Annotated in this window: 14 protein-coding genes and 1 riboswitch; of the genes, 5 read left to right on the plus strand and 9 right to left on the minus strand. The window is 68.2% G+C overall.

Translation table 11 applies throughout. The features are described 5' to 3' along the window. Nucleotides 1-3 precede the first annotated feature (3 nt). Nucleotides 4-435, plus strand: a complete 432-nt coding sequence (locus tag AC1DK9_RS13885) for an NUDIX hydrolase (protein WP_476916407.1) — start codon at nt 4-6, stop codon at nt 433-435. On the opposite strand, the gene AC1DK9_RS13890 is transcribed toward AC1DK9_RS13885, so the two are convergent. Beyond that, nucleotides 432-2,345 carry an ABC transporter ATP-binding protein gene (locus tag AC1DK9_RS13890; protein WP_476916292.1) on the minus strand — a complete coding sequence of 638 codons (1,914 nt, stop codon included), beginning with the start codon at nt 2,343-2,345 and terminating at the stop codon, nt 432-434. The two genes, AC1DK9_RS13885 and AC1DK9_RS13890, sit on opposite strands and share 4 nt — an antisense overlap. Next, nucleotides 2,342-4,012 carry an ABC-F family ATP-binding cassette domain-containing protein gene (locus tag AC1DK9_RS13895; protein WP_476916293.1) on the minus strand — a complete coding sequence of 557 codons (1,671 nt, stop codon included), beginning with the start codon at nt 4,010-4,012 and terminating at the stop codon, nt 2,342-2,344. The genes AC1DK9_RS13890 and AC1DK9_RS13895 overlap by 4 nt, the downstream gene beginning before the upstream one ends. 259 nt (nt 4,013-4,271) lie before the next feature. On the opposite strand from AC1DK9_RS13895, the gene AC1DK9_RS13900 reads away from it, so the two are divergent. The 4 genes from AC1DK9_RS13900 to AC1DK9_RS13915 all read left to right on the plus strand — a co-directional run bounded on the left by AC1DK9_RS13900 (nt 4,272) and on the right by AC1DK9_RS13915 (nt 7,526). Further along, nucleotides 4,272-5,153 carry a hypothetical protein gene (locus AC1DK9_RS13900; protein ID WP_476916294.1) on the plus strand — a complete coding sequence of 294 codons (882 nt, stop codon included), beginning with the start codon at nt 4,272-4,274 and terminating at the stop codon, nt 5,151-5,153. Then, on the plus strand, nt 5,154-5,885 hold the full coding sequence (locus AC1DK9_RS13905) for a hypothetical protein (protein ID WP_476863366.1): 732 nt from the start codon (nt 5,154-5,156) through the stop codon (nt 5,883-5,885). Nucleotides 5,886-5,940: 55 nt separating this feature from the next. Next, entirely contained in the window at nt 5,941-6,723 is a 783-nt protein-coding gene (locus AC1DK9_RS13910) for a hypothetical protein (protein ID WP_476863367.1), read from the plus strand. Between the two features lie 77 nt (nt 6,724-6,800). After that, complete coding sequence (locus AC1DK9_RS13915) at nt 6,801-7,526, plus strand: hypothetical protein (RefSeq protein ID WP_476916295.1); 726 nt, start codon at nt 6,801-6,803, stop codon at nt 7,524-7,526. 248 nt (nt 7,527-7,774) lie between these two features. Here the strand turns inward: AC1DK9_RS13915 and AC1DK9_RS13920 are convergent, their stop codons facing one another. The 7 genes from AC1DK9_RS13920 to AC1DK9_RS13950 all read right to left on the minus strand — a co-directional run bounded on the left by AC1DK9_RS13920 (nt 7,775) and on the right by AC1DK9_RS13950 (nt 15,898). Next, entirely contained in the window at nt 7,775-10,798 is a 3,024-nt protein-coding gene (locus tag AC1DK9_RS13920) for an alpha-mannosidase (protein ID WP_476916296.1), read from the minus strand. Between the two features lie 105 nt (nt 10,799-10,903). After that, a complete protein-coding gene (gene fdhD / locus AC1DK9_RS13925; protein WP_476916297.1) occupies nt 10,904-11,788 on the minus strand; it encodes a formate dehydrogenase accessory sulfurtransferase FdhD in 885 nt (294 codons plus the stop codon). Between the two features lie 84 nt (nt 11,789-11,872). After that, nucleotides 11,873-13,339 (minus strand): molybdopterin-binding protein, encoded by a 1,467-nt coding sequence (locus AC1DK9_RS13930; RefSeq protein ID WP_476916298.1) that lies wholly within the window; start codon nt 13,337-13,339, stop codon nt 11,873-11,875. Beyond that, nucleotides 13,336-13,623, minus strand: coding sequence for a DUF6457 domain-containing protein (locus tag AC1DK9_RS13935; protein WP_476863372.1), 288 nt, complete (start codon nt 13,621-13,623; stop codon nt 13,336-13,338). The genes AC1DK9_RS13930 and AC1DK9_RS13935 overlap by 4 nt, the downstream gene beginning before the upstream one ends. Next, nucleotides 13,607-14,344, minus strand: a complete 738-nt coding sequence (gene mobA, locus AC1DK9_RS13940; RefSeq protein ID WP_476916299.1) for a molybdenum cofactor guanylyltransferase — start codon at nt 14,342-14,344, stop codon at nt 13,607-13,609. The genes AC1DK9_RS13935 and mobA overlap by 17 nt, the downstream gene beginning before the upstream one ends. Before the next feature lie 61 nt (nt 14,345-14,405). Beyond that, nucleotides 14,406-14,906, minus strand: a complete 501-nt coding sequence (locus AC1DK9_RS13945) for an HNH endonuclease (RefSeq protein WP_441418266.1) — start codon at nt 14,904-14,906, stop codon at nt 14,406-14,408. Nucleotides 14,907-15,139: 233 nt separating this feature from the next. Beyond that, nucleotides 15,140-15,898, minus strand: coding sequence for an NlpC/P60 family protein (locus tag AC1DK9_RS13950; RefSeq protein WP_476916300.1), 759 nt, complete (start codon nt 15,896-15,898; stop codon nt 15,140-15,142). A 263-nt stretch (nt 15,899-16,161) separates the two neighbouring features. Continuing rightward, nucleotides 16,162-16,320: riboswitch (cyclic di-AMP (ydaO/yuaA leader) on the minus strand. Nucleotides 16,321-16,414 lie beyond the last annotated feature (94 nt).

A 16,414-nucleotide genomic window follows, 5' to 3' on the forward strand; every position in this document is an offset into this window, starting at 1 on the left:
GGCGTGAATCCCCGCATCGTGGTGTCCGCCGTCTGCGTTTTTGACGACGCCGGCCGGCTCCTGACGGTCCGCAAGCGCGGCACTGACAAGTTCATGCATCCGGGCGGCAAGCCCGAAGTTGGCGAAACCGCGGCACAGGCAGCCTCCCGCGAACTCGAGGAGGAGGTCGGCATCATCGTCGCGCCCGAGGACCTTGCGCCGTTCGGAATCTGGCTGGCCGAGGCGGCCAATGAGGCGGCCACGCAGATTGAAGCCACGGTGTTCACCGCGCCCACCCTGGGTAGCGCAGCAGGCAGCTGGACCGCGCGCCCGTCGGCCGAGATCGCCGAAATCCGCTGGCTGGACCTGACCGCCGCGCTGCCGGACGACCTGGCGCCCCTCCTCACGGACCATGTGCTTCCCGCCCTCGGCGCGAAGCCGGAGCGGAAGGGCTAGAGTTCCGGCACCGACTCCGCCGCTACCGCGGTGGCCTCGGCGAACTGGGTCCGGTACAGCTCCGCGTAGCGTCCCTCGGCGGCGAGCAGTTCGTTGTGCGTGCCGCGCTCCACGATCCGGCCGTCCTCGACTACCAGGATGGCGTCGGCGGCGCGGATGGTGGAGAGCCGGTGGGCAATCACGACGGCGGTGCGGCCTTCGAGCGCCGCGCCGAGCGCCTCCTGCACCGCGGCCTCGTTGGTGGAGTCCAGTGCGGCCGTGGCCTCATCGAGGATCACAACGCGCGGCTGGGCGATGAGCAGGCGGGCGATGGTGAGGCGCTGCCGTTCGCCGCCCGAGAGCCGGTAGCCGCGCTCCCCCACCACGGTGTCCAGGCCGTCCGGCAGGGAGCGGATCATGTCCTCGAGCCGGGCCTGGCGCAGCACGTCCCACATCAGCTCTTCGCTGGCCCCCGGACGGGCCAGGCGCAGGTTGGAGGCGATGCTCTCGTGGAACAGGTGACCGTCCTGCGTGACCATGCCCAGCGTCTGGCGCATCGAATCGAAGGTGAGGTCGCGGACGTCCACAGCGGTGCCGGGTTCGATGCCGCCGAAGCGGACGGCGCCGGAGTCGACGTCGTACAGCCGGGAGAGCAACTGGGCGATGGTGGACTTGCCGGCGCCCGAGGACCCGACCAGGGCCACGGTCTGCCCGGGCTCCACCCGGAAGCTGATCCCGTGCAGCACTTCCTCGCCGCCGCGGGTATCCAGTGTGGAGACGTCCTCAAGAGAGGCCAGCGACACCTTGTCAGCCGAAGGGTAGGAAAAACGAACGTCGTCGAATTCCACCGCGAGCGGCCCGCGCGGCGATTCCACCGCGTCCGGCTTTTGCTGGATCAGCGGCTTGAGGTCCAGGATCTCGAACACGCGCTCAAAGCTGACCAGCGCGCTCATGATTTCCACCCGCGCGTTGGAGAGCGCGGTGAGCGGCGCGTAGAGGCGGGTGAGCAGCAGCGCCAGCACGACGACGTCGCCCGCGGCGAGCTGGCCGCCGAGGGCCAGCCAGCCGCCGAGTCCGTACACCAGGGCCAGGGCCAGCGCGGAGACGAGGGTCAGCGCGGTCACGAAGGTGAACTGGAGCATCGCGGTGCGGACGCCGATGTCCCGCACCCGGCCGGCGCGGAGTGCAAACTCGTGGGATTCCTCGTCCGGCCGGCCGAAGAGCTTCACCAAAGTGGCGCCGGGGGCGGAAAAACGTTCCGTCATCTGGGTGCCCATGGCGGCGTTGTGCTCGGCTGCCTCGCGGCGCAGTTCGGCCAGCTTGGAGCCCATCCGGCGGGCCGGAATGAGGAAGATCGGCAGCAGGATCATGGCCAGCACGGTCACCAGCCAGGACTTGTTCAGCATCACCACAAGCGTGAGGACCAGCGCCACCACGTTGCTGACGACGCCGGAGAGCGTGCCGGCGAAGGCCGACTGCGCGCCGATCACGTCATTGTTGAGCCGGCTGACCAGTGCCCCGGTGCGGGTCCGGGTGAAGAACGCGATGGGCATCTTCTGCACGTGGTCAAAGACCTTGGTCCGCAGGTCGACAATCACGCCCTCGCCGATGGTGGAGGACAGCCAGCGGGTGACCAGGCCCAGGCCAGCCTCGGCCACCGCCACGATGGCGATCAGCACGGCCAGCCAGATCACGGTTCCGGCAGCCGCCTTCGCGATGATCGCGTCCACCACCTGGCCGGCGAGCACCGGCGTGGCGACGGCCAGGACCGCCATCACGATGGACAGCAGCACGAAGGCGATCAGCCGGCCGCGGTGCGGGCGGGCAAAGCCGAACACGCGCTTGAGGAGCTCCTTGGAGAACGGCTTGGACCCGCTGGAGGCGCGGGTGATGTTGTAAAGGGAGCTCCAGGCAACCCGGTCCATGCTCATGTGTTGGTACCTTTCGGGGCGCTCGCGCCCAGCAGTTCGGTGACGACGCCGTCGACGACGTTCCAGCGCACGTCCAGGCGCACGTTTTCCAGCAGCCGTCGGTCGTGCGTAACGAGCAACAGGGCGCCGTCGTAGTTTTCGAGCGCCTCTTCGAGCTGCTCGATCGCGGGAAGATCCAGGTGGTTGGTCGGTTCGTCGAGGACCAGCAGGTTCACGCCGCGGGCCTGCAGGAGTGCCAGCGCGGCCCGGGTCCGTTCGCCGGGTGAAAGTGAGTCAACGGGCCGGGAGGTGTGGTCGGCTTTGAGCCCGAACTTGGCCAGCAGGGTCCGGACCTCCGCCGGGGTTTGGTCCGTCAGCACCGCCTCGACCGCGTCCGCGAGTTTGAGGTGGCCGGCCAGCAGCCCGCGGGCCTGGTCGATTTCCCCGACCGCCACGGAGGCGCCCATCGAGGCGTCCCCGGCATCGGGCCGCTGCACGCCCAGCAGCAGCCGCAGCAGGGTTGACTTGCCCGCCCCGTTGGGCCCGGTGATGCCGATCCTCTCGCCAGCGTTGAGCTGCAGGTTTACCGGCCCCAGGGTGAAGTCACCCTGCCGCGCCACAGCGTCCCGCAGCGTCGCGACGACAGCGCTGGACCTTGGTGCCGCCCCGATGCTGAACTGCAGCTGCCATTCCTTCCGGGGCTCTTCGACTTCCTCGAGCCGGGCGATCCGCGACTCCATCTGCCGGACCTTCTGGCCCTGCTTCTCCGAGGACTCGGTGTTCGCCGCCCGCCGGATCTTGTCATTGTCCGGGCTTTTCTTCATCGCATTGCGGACACCCTGCGAACTCCACTCGCGCTGCGTGCGGGCGCGGGAGACAAGGTCCGCCTTGGTGGAGGCGAACTCTTCGTAGCGTTCCCGGGCATGCCGGCGGGCGACGGCGCGTTCTTCCAGGTACGCCTCGTAGCCGCCGTCGTAAACAGCGACGGCGTTCTGGGCCAGATCCAGTTCCACCACCGTGGTCACGCAGCGGGCCAAGAACTCCCGGTCGTGCGAGACCAGGACGACGCCGCCCCGCAGGCCCTGCACGAAGGACTCCAGCTTGGCCAGGCCGCCCAGGTCAAGGTCATTGGTGGGCTCGTCCAGGAGCACGATGTCGAAGCGGCTCAGCAGCAGGGCCGCGAGCGCCACCCGGGCGGCCTGGCCGCCGGAGAGCCCGGTCATCGCGGCGTCGGGTCCCACTTCGAGGCCCAGGTCCGCGAGCACCGGCGGAATCCGCTCCTCCAGGTCCGCGGCACCGGACGCCATCCAGCGGTCGAACGCCACCGAGTACGCGTCCTCGGAGCCCGGAGCACCGCCGCCCAGCGCCTCCGCGGTGGACTCCATGTCCGCCGTAGCCTGGCCGCATCCGGTCCGCCGGGCGATGTAGCCGGCCACCGTTTCGCCGTCGATCCGTTCATGCTCCTGCGGCAGCCAGCCGACGAAAGCGTCCGCCGGGGCGAGGCTTACCGTGCCCTCCTGCGGCTGGTCGACGCCGGCCAAGAGCCGCAGCAGCGTGGACTTGCCGGCTCCGTTGGCGCCCACGACGCCGACGACGTCGCCCGGCGCGACGGTGAGGGAGAGTTTGGAGAAGAGGGTCCGGTGGTCGTGACCACCGGAAAGGTCCTTGGCAACAAGGGTTGCAGTCATTAGTCCATTCTCTCACCGCCGCCCAGAAGGGCCTGACGCTGGCAGCCGTCCGGGCCGAAAAATCCGTTCAAATCCGCCCACATTCCGCCGGGCATAGAAGAACCCGCTGGTCCGGACTTGGGGGGTGTACGGACCAGCGGGTTCGAGCATCTAGCATAGTTGAATTGGGTTCCCCGGCAAAATCGCCAGCGTCTCGGACCCTCGTGAGTGAAGACGCGCAGCGGAAGCACGTGCGGACACATTGGAAGAGGAAACGCCCATGATCAGTGCCCTGCAATGGTTCGTCCTGGCTGTCTGTGCCCTGATCACCCTCCTCCGAATGCCAGCGGCGCTGCGCGGGGAAAACCGCTCACTTTTCGGCATCTTCCTGCTCGTCACGGTGGGCATGCTCCTGAGCATTCAGTGGAGCTACACACTGATCGACGGTTTCCTGGGTTCCAACAACTACGCCAACCTGCTGCTCCGGTATGTGGTTTACGCGACCGTCCTGCTGGCCGGGTACAAGATTGTCAAGGGCTTTGAAAACACCCACAGCCTCCGCTTACTCCTCGGACCCGTGGGCCTGGCGGCGCTGGCAACCATCTGTATCGCCACCGCTGTGCCGTTCCTGATGGCGAATACCGCCGGCACCTCGGTGGGACTGTCCACGCTGCCGGACCAGAGCGGCCCTAACCGCCAGCTGATCGCCCTCTATACGACGGCCGGCCGGCTCTACCCGGCATACGTAGCGGCCTGCCTCCTGCCGGCGACCATCAAGGTCCTTCGATCCCGGCTGCCGCGTCTCGTCCGCGGCGGAGCGGCACTCCTGACGACCGGATCCGCCGCCATGATCCTTCTGCCCATCAGCGACCTCCTGCCCCAGCGCCTGGCCTTCATCCAATACATCATCAGCCTGGCTGGGGTGCTCGGACTGATGGTGGGCCTGTCACTGATTTGGCTGGGAAGGGTGGCCGCGCGACGCGCGGTTCGCGAAACTGCCCGCCCGTGGCCGACGCGCAACCCGTGCCGGGTCGAGAGAACATCGCGGCTAAAGAATTATGATGATGTGAGGGCCGCGGCATCGCACTCCTCCCGCGGGGTCGCGGCCAAGCAGCGAACTTTGACCCAGCCCGCGCCCGACCGAACCTGCAGAAAGTCATAGATGCCCGTACCCGCCAAAGCGTTCCAACTCTGGCTTCATGGCGTTGCCCCGACCGCGAGCACGGCTGACATCTGCAGGGTCTCCGGCGTCAAGCGGACCACGCTGGCCCAGCAATTGGTGCGCGGCAAGGTAGCCGAAAGCACGGTAGTGAGCATCAGCCGGGCGCTGGGCATCAACCCTGCAGACGCCCTGGCCTCGTTTGAGAACTACGCGGATCTCACCCTGCTGGCGCAGGCTCCCACGGCGGCCGAACTCGTCAGCCAGGTCGCCACCATGGACCTGCTGCGGGCCGTCATCTCCCGCTCCGCCGATCAGGAACAAGGTGAGCGGCAGCCCCACGCCCTCAGCCCGGCGCCGCATGCCACCTCGGTCCGGAACTGGGTTGATGCCATCGACGACGGCGAACTCCGCCACCGGGTCTCCGCCGCCACCGGCGTCGCGCCACAGAACTATTCCGCCCAATTGACGGCCAACCGGCTCTCGCCCGAACTTGCCGTCGCCACCTCGCGGGCGGCCGGCGTGGGCCTCGCCGGCGGTCTTGTGGCGACAGGGCTGATCACCGAGGTTGAAGCCGGCTGGCCAACGGATGCCCGGCAGGCTGCCCTGGATGCGCTGTCCGACGGCGAACTGGTTGCCTTGGCCGGAGAGCGGCTGCAGACCCTCGGCAAGGTGCTTCGCCGCCAGGAACAGGAACGGGCGCAAACCGAGAAGATCTGGGAGAACCTGGGATGATCGCCGCGACCTTAGCGAAGCGCCTGCCGCGACCCCGGTCCGCCGGAGCAAAGCAATGATCGCGGTCCTGCAGTGGCTTGCCCTGGCGATCTGCGGGGCGGTGGCCCTCGCCCGTATTCCCGACGCGGTCGCGGGCCGCAACCGTTCGATTTTCGGCGCCTTCTTCCTCTCCGCCTGCGCGATCCTGCTCAGCATCGACGGGCCGTATCTGGCCGTCGACTCCTGGCTCGGGGGTGCCAACTACGCCAACCTGATTTTGAGGTTCCTTACCTACGGGGCAGTGGCCTTGGCCGGCTACCGGACGGCGAAAGCGTTCGATGACGGGAAGGGTGTCCGCCGTGTCTCAGGGCCGTTCGGGCTCGCCGTGCTCGGCGCTATCGCGGTGGCCACCGCCGTCTGCTTCGTCTTGGCTGACACCGAAGGCTCCTCCACCGGACTCAACGGACTTCCCCTGCGGAGCGCCGCGAATGCCGAACTGATCGGGCTGTATGGGACGGCCGGAAGGGTCTACCCCGCGTTCGTCGCGGCCTGCCTGCTGCCGGCCACGGTTCGTGCCGTGAGCCGCCGCTTGCCCGCCGCGCTCCGGGTCGGTGCCGCGCTCTTGTCCCTGGGATGCGCGGCGCTGATTGCCGCCGCCGTGTTTCCCTTCGTCGTGCCGGGCACAAGCGGTGTGCAGGCAAAGATCAACTTCACCGCGGTAATCGGCCTGAGCCTAGGACTGACGGTGATCTGGCTGTCGCGGGTGGCGGCCAGTCGCCGCCGGCCGGGGACGGCGGCGGGAAAGATTCCAGGCCCCGGGGGAACCTCGACGGGGCCCTCGACGACGGCCCCGCGATAGCCGCGACGTAGCCAAGGGAGAGCACGCAAGGGCCCCGACGCCAGGGACAGCACAGCCAGAATGAATAGGAGGTGGACATGCTCCAATGGGGCACGCTGATCATCTGCGGCCTGGTTCTGTTGCTGCGTCTGCCGGATGCCCTGCGCGGACGTAACAGGGCTGTTTTCGGGATCCTGTTCCTGGCCACGGTGTGCAGCCTGCTCAGCATCGACGGACCCTACGCCGCGATCGATGGTGCGCTGGGAGGCATTAACCTCACCAATCTGGCCCTGCGCTTCATCGTGTTCGGGATGGTCTTCCTGGTGGGGCAGCGGCTGGCCAAGGGGCTGGGGGCTACCCGCGCCAGGGACCTGATCACCGGCCGCGCCGGCCGCTGGGGCATGGCAGCGGCCTGTCTGGCGGTGGCGGTGACGTTCCTCCTAATGGACACCCGGGGGTCATCGGCCGGGCTCCAGGATCTGACGGACAGCGGCCGAAACGCGGTCCTTGCCCCGCTCTACGCGGCGGCCGGACGCAGCTATCCGGCCTTTGTTTCACTTGTCCTGCTGCCTCCCCTGCTGTCGACCATCAGGGCGGCGCTGCCACGGCTGGTCCGGGCCGGTGCCGTCGTTACCCTGGTGGGTGCGGCGGCCGCGGCCCTAAGCATCCCGGCGTCCTTTACGCCGGAGGCTTGGTTCGGGGCCCGGCTAATCGTCAACTACGCAGCGGTCCTCGGGTACGTTCTGGGGTTACTCATCTTCTGGTTTTCCGGGCAAATCTCCCGACCGCCGGATAACGCTCCTGCAACGTTCCGTAAAAAGTAGCCCCACCCGTTCACAAAATCATTAGAGCGTGAGAGAATCATAAATGTGTGAAAACGCTAGCCGGCTTCGTGAATGGGGATTCAGTTCTTACGTGGCCAGGTGAAACGTCCAAGCGCCATTGGGGGGATGAGTGGTAGCGGTCCGGAAGGACCGCTCCCACTCAGCCTGTTTAAAGGGCACTATTAACTGGCCGATGCGGCTGCGCAGGCCGCCCCTTCATCTCCTCCTGCACCATCAGCCTGGCACCGTCAGCGCCGGAACCTCAGGGTGAGCAGCTGGAAGGGCCGAAGCGTGAGCTCGGCAGCCCCGTCCCGCACCGTCACACCGGGAGCGTCCACCACGCGTTCCAACAGATCCACCGCCTGGACATTCGTGGCTCCGAAATGCTCCGAAACCGCTCCGGACGAGCGCTGCCCGAGGGACTCGTAGAGGCGGACAACTACGTCGCCTGAACCGTCCTCCGCCAGCTTGACCGCCTCGATCACGATGGCGGGATTGGAGACCGTGAACAGCGGCTCCACGCCGTGCCCTCCCCTGACCACGCGCGGGGCGAGGTTGGTGCGGTAGCCCTCCTCGACTGCGTCGGCGATGCTGGCGCCGGGCCGGACGGTGACGGTGAGTTCGTGCGGGCCGCGGTCCGCGTTCGGGTCCGGGAACTTGGGTGCCCGCAGCAGCGAGACCCGGACGGTGGTGGTGGTGCCGCCGTCGTCCTGGCGGATATTGCGAGTGACGTCGTGGCCGTAGCTGGCGGCATTCGAGACCGCCACGCCGTAGCCGGGCTCGGCCACATGGATCCAGCGGTGCGCACAGATTTCGAACTTTGCGGCCTCCCACGAGGTATTGAGGTGGGTAGGCCGGAACACGTGGCCGAATTGCGTCTCCGCGGCGGATCGGTCGGCCCGGACGTCGAAGGCGAAGCCGAGCTTGAGCAGCTTCTCGCGTTCCTGCCAGTCCACCGCCGTGGAGATCTCCAGCGACGCCGAGCCCGGCTCCAGCCGGATCCGCTGGGTCACGGCGGAGGTCCCGGCCAGCCGCTCCACCACGACGACGGCGGCACCGCCGTCGCGTTCCAGCGCTACGGAGCGGGCCTCGGTCAGCGCCGTGACGTTGCGGCGATAAAACGCGTCGATGTCCCAGGCATCCCATTCGTTCGGGGTGTCCCGGTGCAGTTCCAGCAGGTTGCCGAACTCCCCCGGCGCGATCGCTTCGCGCCCGGCGGCGTAGTCCCGCAGCGAGACCAGCAGGCCGTCGGCGTTCACCACGGCGCGGATGATTCCGTTATCCAGCAGGTAGCCGCCCTGGGCCTCCGCCGATTCCACGGGGGCGGCCGCAGGCGCTGGCGTGGCTGCGCCGAGCGCCGGGACGCCCTCGCGCGGATGAGGGGCGGCGTTGAGCAGGAACTCCTGCTCGCCCTCCCCCAGCACGGCGCCGGCCGCGGCTGCGATGATCGCTTCCAGCTGGCGGGCGACGGCGTCGTAGTTCCGCTCCGCGTCCTGATGCACCCAGGCGATCGAACTGCCGGGCAGGATGTCGTGGAACTGCTGCAGCAGGACCAGCCGCCAGAGCCGCTTGAGCTCGGCTGCCGGGTAGTCGGCGCCGGTCCGGACCGCCGCGGTGGCGCACCAGAGCTCCGCCTCCCGGAGGAGGTGCTCGCTGCGCCGGTTTCCCCGCTTGGTGTTGGCCTGGCTGGTGTACGTGCCGCGGTGGAGTTCCAGGTACATCTCGCCCATCCAGACCGGGAGTGCCTGGTATTCCGCCTCGGCGCCAGCGAAGAACTCCGCGGCCGAGCCGAGCCGGACCTTGGGCGACCCCTCCAGGTCCGCGTTGCGCCGCGCTGCCGCCAGCATCTCCCGGGTGGGGCCGCCGCCGCCGTCGCCGTAGCCGAACGGAAGCAGCGACATGGTGCCGCGGCCGTGGTCCCGGTAGTTGCGCTCGGCGTGCGCCAGCTCCCGGGCGCTGATTTCGGAGCTATAGGTGTCCACCGGCGGGAAGTGCGTGAACAGCCGGGTACCGTCGATCCCTTCCCAGTGGAAGGTATGGTGCGGCATCCGGTTGACTTGGTTCCAGGAAATCTTCTGGGTCAGGAACCACTTGCTGCCGGCGGCCTTGACGATCTGCGGCATTGCTGCGGAATAACCGAAGGTGTCCGGCAGCCAGGCTTCCTGGCATTCGACGTCGAACTCCGCGAGGAAGAAGCTCTTGCCCTCCAGGAACTGGCGCGCCATGGCTTCGCCGCCGGGCATGTTGCTGTCCGATTCGACCCACATCCCGCCCACCGGGACGAATTGGCCGGTCTTGACCTTTTCCCGGATGCGCGCGAAGAGCTCCGGGTAGTACTCCTTCATCCAGGCCAGCTGCTGCGCCGAGGAGCAGGAAAAGACGAATTCAGGATCCTCGTCCATCAGCGCAACGACGTTGGAGAAGGTCCGCGCGCACTTGCGGATGGTTTCCCGGACGGGCCACAGCCATGCGGAGTCGATGTGCGCGTGGCCGGTGGCGACCAGCTGGTGGGCGGAGGCGTAGGCCGGTCGGGCCAGCACTTCGGCGAGGGCGGCGCGGCCGGCGGCGGCGGTTCCGGGGACGTCGTCCGGATCCATGACGTCCAGCATCCGCTCCAGTGCCCGGAGGATCTCGTGCCTTCGGGGCAGCTCCATGGGCAATTCGTGCATGAGCCCGCGGAGCGCATCGATGTCCTGCTGCAATTCCCAGACCGCCTGGTTGAGCTCGGCGATCACGATCGGGCCCAGCCGGTACTGCACCTCGGAGCCGGCGGTGGCCTTGTCCCCGTAGGGGGTGGCCGCGAAGGTCCAGCCCTGCGACAGGTCGGGATTCGCCGCTGCCTCGACGTAGAAGTCCACGCTCATGCCGCTGCCGAGCAGCTTCAGGGGGATGTACTGGTTCCGGGGCGAGATCGCCTTGATCACCGACCCGTCGGCGCGCCAGGCAGTGCCCTCACACTGGAATCCGGGCAGATCACTGTTGAAGCCAAGATCCACCAGGATTTCGACGGCGGTATCCGCACCGCTGCCCCAGGAATCGGGGACATCACCCTGAAGGCGGAGCCACTTGGTGCTCCACGGCTGCCCCCACGGCGCCCCCTGCTCCTGCGGGCTGAATGTCTGCCGCAGCGCCTCCTGCACCGTGACTGGTTCACCGGGAGCGTCCCAGCTGTTCAAGGTGAGTGGGACGCGGCGCGGGTACACGGCCGGGAAGACGCGTTCGCGTAGAAAGCGGTCCAGCCGGACTTCCGTGAGACGGCGGTCGTCGTGCAATGTGATCCTCTTAGCGCTGGTGCCGGTGTGGCAACGTCGTGGTCGACCTTGTGTCCAGTCGATGGATAAAATCTACGACGGCCGCCGCGGTAAAGCCAACGCAGGTTATGCGTGTGCGTCGCTGGCAGATGACTGCCGCAGGGCCACTCGTTCGTGGCCGGCGTACACGTTCAAGGTGGTGCCGCGGCTAAAACCGGCGAGCGTCATTCCGCTGGCTTCCGCGAGTTCCACGGCCAGGCTGGAGGGCGCGCTGACAGCGGCCAGCACCGGGATCCCGGCCAGCGAGGCCTTCTGCACCAGCTCGAAGGACGCACGGCCCGAAACCTGGAGCACGGTCCCGCGCAGGGGCAGCAGGCCTTCCCGCAGCGCCCAGCCCACCACCTTGTCCACCGCGTTGTGCCGGCCTACGTCCTCCCGCAGGCAGAGCAGTTCAGCCGAGCCGTCGTCGGAAAGCCGGAAAAGTCCTGCTGCGTGCACACCGCCGGTGACATCGAAAACGGCCTGGGCTCCGCGGAGCCGGTCCGGCAGCGAAGCCAGCGTCTCCACCGGAACGGTCAGCGGGTCCGCCACGGGGCTGAAGTGGGAGGACTTGCGCACGGCGTCGATCGAGTCGGTTCCGCAGATCCCGCAGGAGCTGGAGGTGAAGAAGTTGCGTCCTGTGTCCGGCCGGACGACGTCGGGGCGCAGCTGGGCCTCAACGACGTTGAAGGTCTGGACCCCGTCCTCGTCCTCGCCGGCGCAGAAGCGCAGTGAGACGAGCTGCTCCGCCGTCCAGATGACCCCTTCCGAGACCAGGAATCCGGCGACGAGGTCGAAGTCGTTGCCGGGGGTCCGCATCGTGACGGAGAAGGACAGATTACCCAGCCGGATCTCGAGCGGTTCCTCGACCGCCAGCACGTCTTCCCGGTGCCGGACCGGGAACTCCAAGGCCTGCGCCGAGCCGTCCAGAACAAATTTGTGCACCTTGCGGCGCTGTGTCACGCGGCCCATCGGATACTCCTCATAAACATTGCGTTCGGATCCTGCCGCGTGGCGCGACGGGTCCCTGAATCCATCATGGCCCCGGTTCGCGGGTCAGCCAAGCAGCCCGCTCCAGTCAACCGGACCGTCCGCAGCCGGCTTCCTGGCGGCGCGCTTGGCGGCCGGTTTTGCGGCGGTCTTGGCGGCGGCCGGTTCCGGCAGGGCAGCTCCCCACGGCAAGGCGAACGCCGGCACCGGCTCCCCCAGCTGCACGCCGTGCGGCGGCACCACCAGGATGCCGTCGGCCGCCGCCAGACCGCGCATCATGCCCGGGCCGGTGTGCTGGGCCGGCGATGCCATGCCGTACACCATGCGGAACGGCATCAGCCGGGTGCGGCCGGGGTCGGGCTCGATCATGGTCCCGCACGGCACCTCGGTCACCGGAGGCGCCGTCCTGTGGCCCAGCGCTGCCAGCAGCGGGGCGCCGATCGTGGACAGCGCCATCATGGCCGCGAGCGGGTTGCCGGGCAACCCGATGACGAAGCGCCCGTCCGGCAGTTCTGCCAGGACCGCGGGGTGGCCTGGCCGCATCGCGATGCCGTCGATCAGCAACCTGCCGCCCAATTCCGCGACCGTCCGCCGCAGGTGGTCGGTGCCGGAACGTCCTGTGCCGCCGGTGGTGATGACGACGTCGGCCGGCAGCGTGTCCTCGGACTGTTCCGCGCCGTCCCCAAAGCCGGAGAGGGGGTCGTTGCCGGCCTCCGGCGCCTCGGTGTCCTCGAGTGCGGCGAGCCAGTCGGCGTCGCTGTCCCCGATCTTGGTCTCTCCCGCACAAATCCCGCCGAGCATTTCCACGACGGCGGCAAGTTGCGGGCCGAAGGTGTCCCGCACCTCTCCCGGCGCGGGTACACCGGTGCTGACGACTTCGGCGCCGGTGAACACCAGCCGGACGACGGCCTTGCCGAGGACCGGCAGGGCGTCGTGCCCGGCGAGGGCGGCCAGGGCGAGGTGTGCCGGGTTGAGCACGGCGCCCGCCTGGATCAGAAGTTCGCCGGCGGCCGCCTCCTCAGCGGCCTTGCGGATGTGGTCGCCATTGCGGGGTTCGCCGGGTTTGGCGCCGCCGCCGAGTTTGAGGACCGGAAGCCCGTCCTCGTCCGGGGCGATGACGCCGCTCTCGCTGCGGAGCACGGTCTTGGCACCCGGCGGAATCAGGCCGCCGGTGACAATCGGACTCGCCTGGTGCGGGGCCAACCGCTGGCCCGGTTCGGCGAGGATCCAGGGCCCGCTGCCGCTGACCGCCCAGCCGTCCATCGCGGAGGACGCGTAGTGCGGCATGTCGTGCAGGGCCGTCACATCCTCGGCCAGGGTCCTCCCCAGGGCGTGGCGCAGCGGCACAGGCGCTGAGGGGATGGGCGCGGCGCAGTCGAAGGCCAGTTGCCGGGCTTCCTGCCAACTGTGCGCCAGATGCCGGTGCGGTGCCTCCGGGGCATCGCTCGCATTGGTTCCGGCGTCGGTTTCGGCGTCCGCGGCTTCGGTTTCGGCGTCGGCGCCAGGGCTGCCGTGAGGGGGTTCCGGGGTCATGCCCCGGAGGCCTCGGCTGCGGCGTAGTCCTTGGCGAGTTTCCGGGCGACGCCCATGGCGGCCTGCATCGAGACATCGTCCGGCGCCTGCCCGGTTCCGGACGCCAGGCCGGCTGCAAAGCCGGCGATGAAAGTGGTCAGCGGCGCGGCGGGGCGGACGACCGAATGGGCCGCCACACCGGCCAGGCCCAGCACCTCGTTGATGTCGATCTCGACATCTTCGAGCTCAAGGGCCTGGAGCAGCGCACGGCACCAGTCTTCAAGCGTTTCATCCTGGCTCTTCACCGTTTGCCTCCAAAGTTAGGTTGGGCTGCAGCGCCCCGGACGGTCCCTGGCCGGGAGTCGACGCCCCCAAAGCGGCGGCGTCGTCCCAAGTATCCACGTCATCCGTGGAGCCGGGCGGAGCCGGAACCTCCCGCAGCTCAAGACTAGCAAGGAGGGAGAACACCGAGCCGCCCTCAAGCGCGTTCCGCCGGGCCGCGTCGGCGACGGCGCGTTCTAGCGCGGCCGTGCCATATAGCCCCACGAGTGGCTGCGTTCGGCCTTCCGCCGAGACGGCGACGACCCCGTCCCTGGGACCGGCCTCGTCACTGCCCGGCGCTCCGGCGGGCAAGTCGGCGGGGAAGTCGGCGGGCAAGTCGGCCGCGACGTCGAGCAGGGCGCGGACGGCGGCGGCGGCGCGGGGCATGTCGCAGGCCAGCACGAGGGTCAGTGGTGCCGGGCGCCCGGCACCGGGATCGCCCCTGTCTGCCGCGGCAGACAATGCGGAGAGGCCGGCCGCAATCGCGGCGGCGGGGCCGGCGAAGGGCGGTTCCTCCCGGCAGGCCAGCACGTCCGACGGAAGGCTACCGGCGGCGGGGCCGACGACGACTATCCGGCGGGCGCCCCGGGCAGCCTGCAGCGACCGCTCGAGCAGGGTGGCGCCGTCGACCGCCAGCAGGGCCTTGGGCACGCCGCCCAGCCTGGTCGACCGGCCTCCGGCGAGAACAATAGCGTCGAATTCCACCAACCCAGCCTAGCCCTACCGTCACCGGGTAGAGCCGGCCCGCGGCGTCGGCGGCCCTTTGTCAGTGCGCCTTTTCGGGGAGCAGGAACGGGTCCCAGGCGGGCGTCGGCTTTTCCAGTTCCTTGATCTGCCAGATCGTGCCCTTGGGTGGGCCCGGAACGAAGCCGAGCTTCCAGCCCATTTCGGCGGGGGTATGGTCCCCCTTGGCGTTGTTGCAGCGCAGGCAGGCTGCCACCAGGTTCTCCCACGAATCCGCGCCGCCCCGAGACTTGGGGTGGACATGGTCGATGGTGTGCGCCGCCTTGCCGCAGTACGCGCAGCGGTGGTTGTCCCGGCGCAGGACTCCCCTGCGGCTGACTGCCGTCAAGGTGTTGTAACGCGGCCTGATGTACCGGTTCAGCAGGATCACGGTTGGCCGGCCTAGGATATCCTGCGGTCCCACCACGGGATCGTCCCCTTCGGCCACCACGCTGGCCTTTCCGGTCAGTACAAGCACCAGCGCCCGGCGGAAGGTAACTACCGCCAGCGGTTCATATCCAGCATTCAGAACGAGAGTGCGCATCCGCATACCTCTTCACGGCCGCACCCGCCAGGGGCACGAGGGCCGGCTGCCCTGTGCATGGTCGGGCTATGGATCGACACCACAAGAGTAAACACCGGAGGCCCGGATTGCCGAATTTTTCTTTGACGGGACTCTCGGCTCGCGATGCGGTTGCCGGCTACGCATGACAAAGGACCCCTGCCGCAGGGGCAGGGGTCCTTCGCAAAGCTTCAGGCGTTAGAGGCGCCTAAGTCCTAGCCGCCGACGCGGATGAAGACCGGGCCGGAGCCGACGTTGACGCTGTACAGCGCGGTGGTGCCGCCGTTCCAGCCGCCGTGGACGGCCATGCCGTTGCCGACGTAGACGGCGATGTGGGCCATGCCCATGCCACCGTTCTGATAGTAGGCGAGGTCACCCGGCTGAGCCTCTGCGGCACTCACGGTGCGTCCCAGGGACAGGTAACCTGCCGGCCAGCCGTGGTAGTGGATGCCCACTGCGGCCAGGGCGTTGGTGGCCAGCATGGTGCAGTCCTGGGAGACACCGATCTGAGCGTAAGCAGCAGCAGCGATGGAGGCGCCCATGCCGCTGACGGCGGCGGGAGCCTTGGTGGCCAGCGATGCGGTGACCGCGGTGCCGGTGCCGGTGCCGGTAGCGGCGGTGCCGGCTTCCTGGACGTTGACGACGGGCTGGGCAGCCTCGGCGACCGGGGCAGGTGCGGTCTTTACAGCAGGCTTCTCGTAGGAGATCGCGATGCTGGAGGCCGCGGAGATCGTGGCCGGCGCGTTGGACTGTACTTCCATGGCCGAAGCGGAAGCCGATTCACGCTGAACGTTGGTGTCGGCAGCGTTGGCTGCGATACCGCTGGTCAGGACCAGGCCGGAGGCAGCAGCGATAACCGCGGCCTGGCGACCCATGCCACCGGCGTTGTCGCCGACGGCCTTAGCAATGACAGCCAGCGAGTTGGTCTTGGTGACCTCCGCGCGGTGGCGTGCAATGGTTGCACGAGTAGTCATCTAGTTCTCTCTTTCGTGATCCTTGGGTCCGCGCTGCATGCAGGCGGGACTGAGGACGCTCCGGCATCTTGGGGGTACGCCGGATCGCCCCGAAACGGGTTTCTTAGCGAAGGGTGTACTGCGAAGACGCGCCAAAAGCGGGAACTGCGTTGTGTGAACCAGTCCGGGCGCCGGCAAGGGCAAGGCGGAGCATGGAGTTCAGCGGGCTCAACTGAGCCTCGCCAGCGCGAGAACGCGCAGCATTGTGGCGTGAAGACACGAAAGTAGCCTCTCCCAATGCCTACGAGGTGAGCTGTCGGATTCGGATGGGAGTCACCCGGCCGCGCTGCTTCCTGGGAAGCTTTGCGACTTAACCCCTAGGTCTTCTTGCGAAGACCAAAATTGGTTCCCCCGCCCCTGCCAGACGATGTCATGCGAACGGACCTTGAGCGGTGGCAGAGTTAGGCAATCCACTCAAGAGCGCCAACTTCGGAGAAGTTGGCGTGCTTCATACGGTACAACAGTTGGGACTCAATG

The organism is Arthrobacter sp. 01T414, from assembly GCF_056398965.1.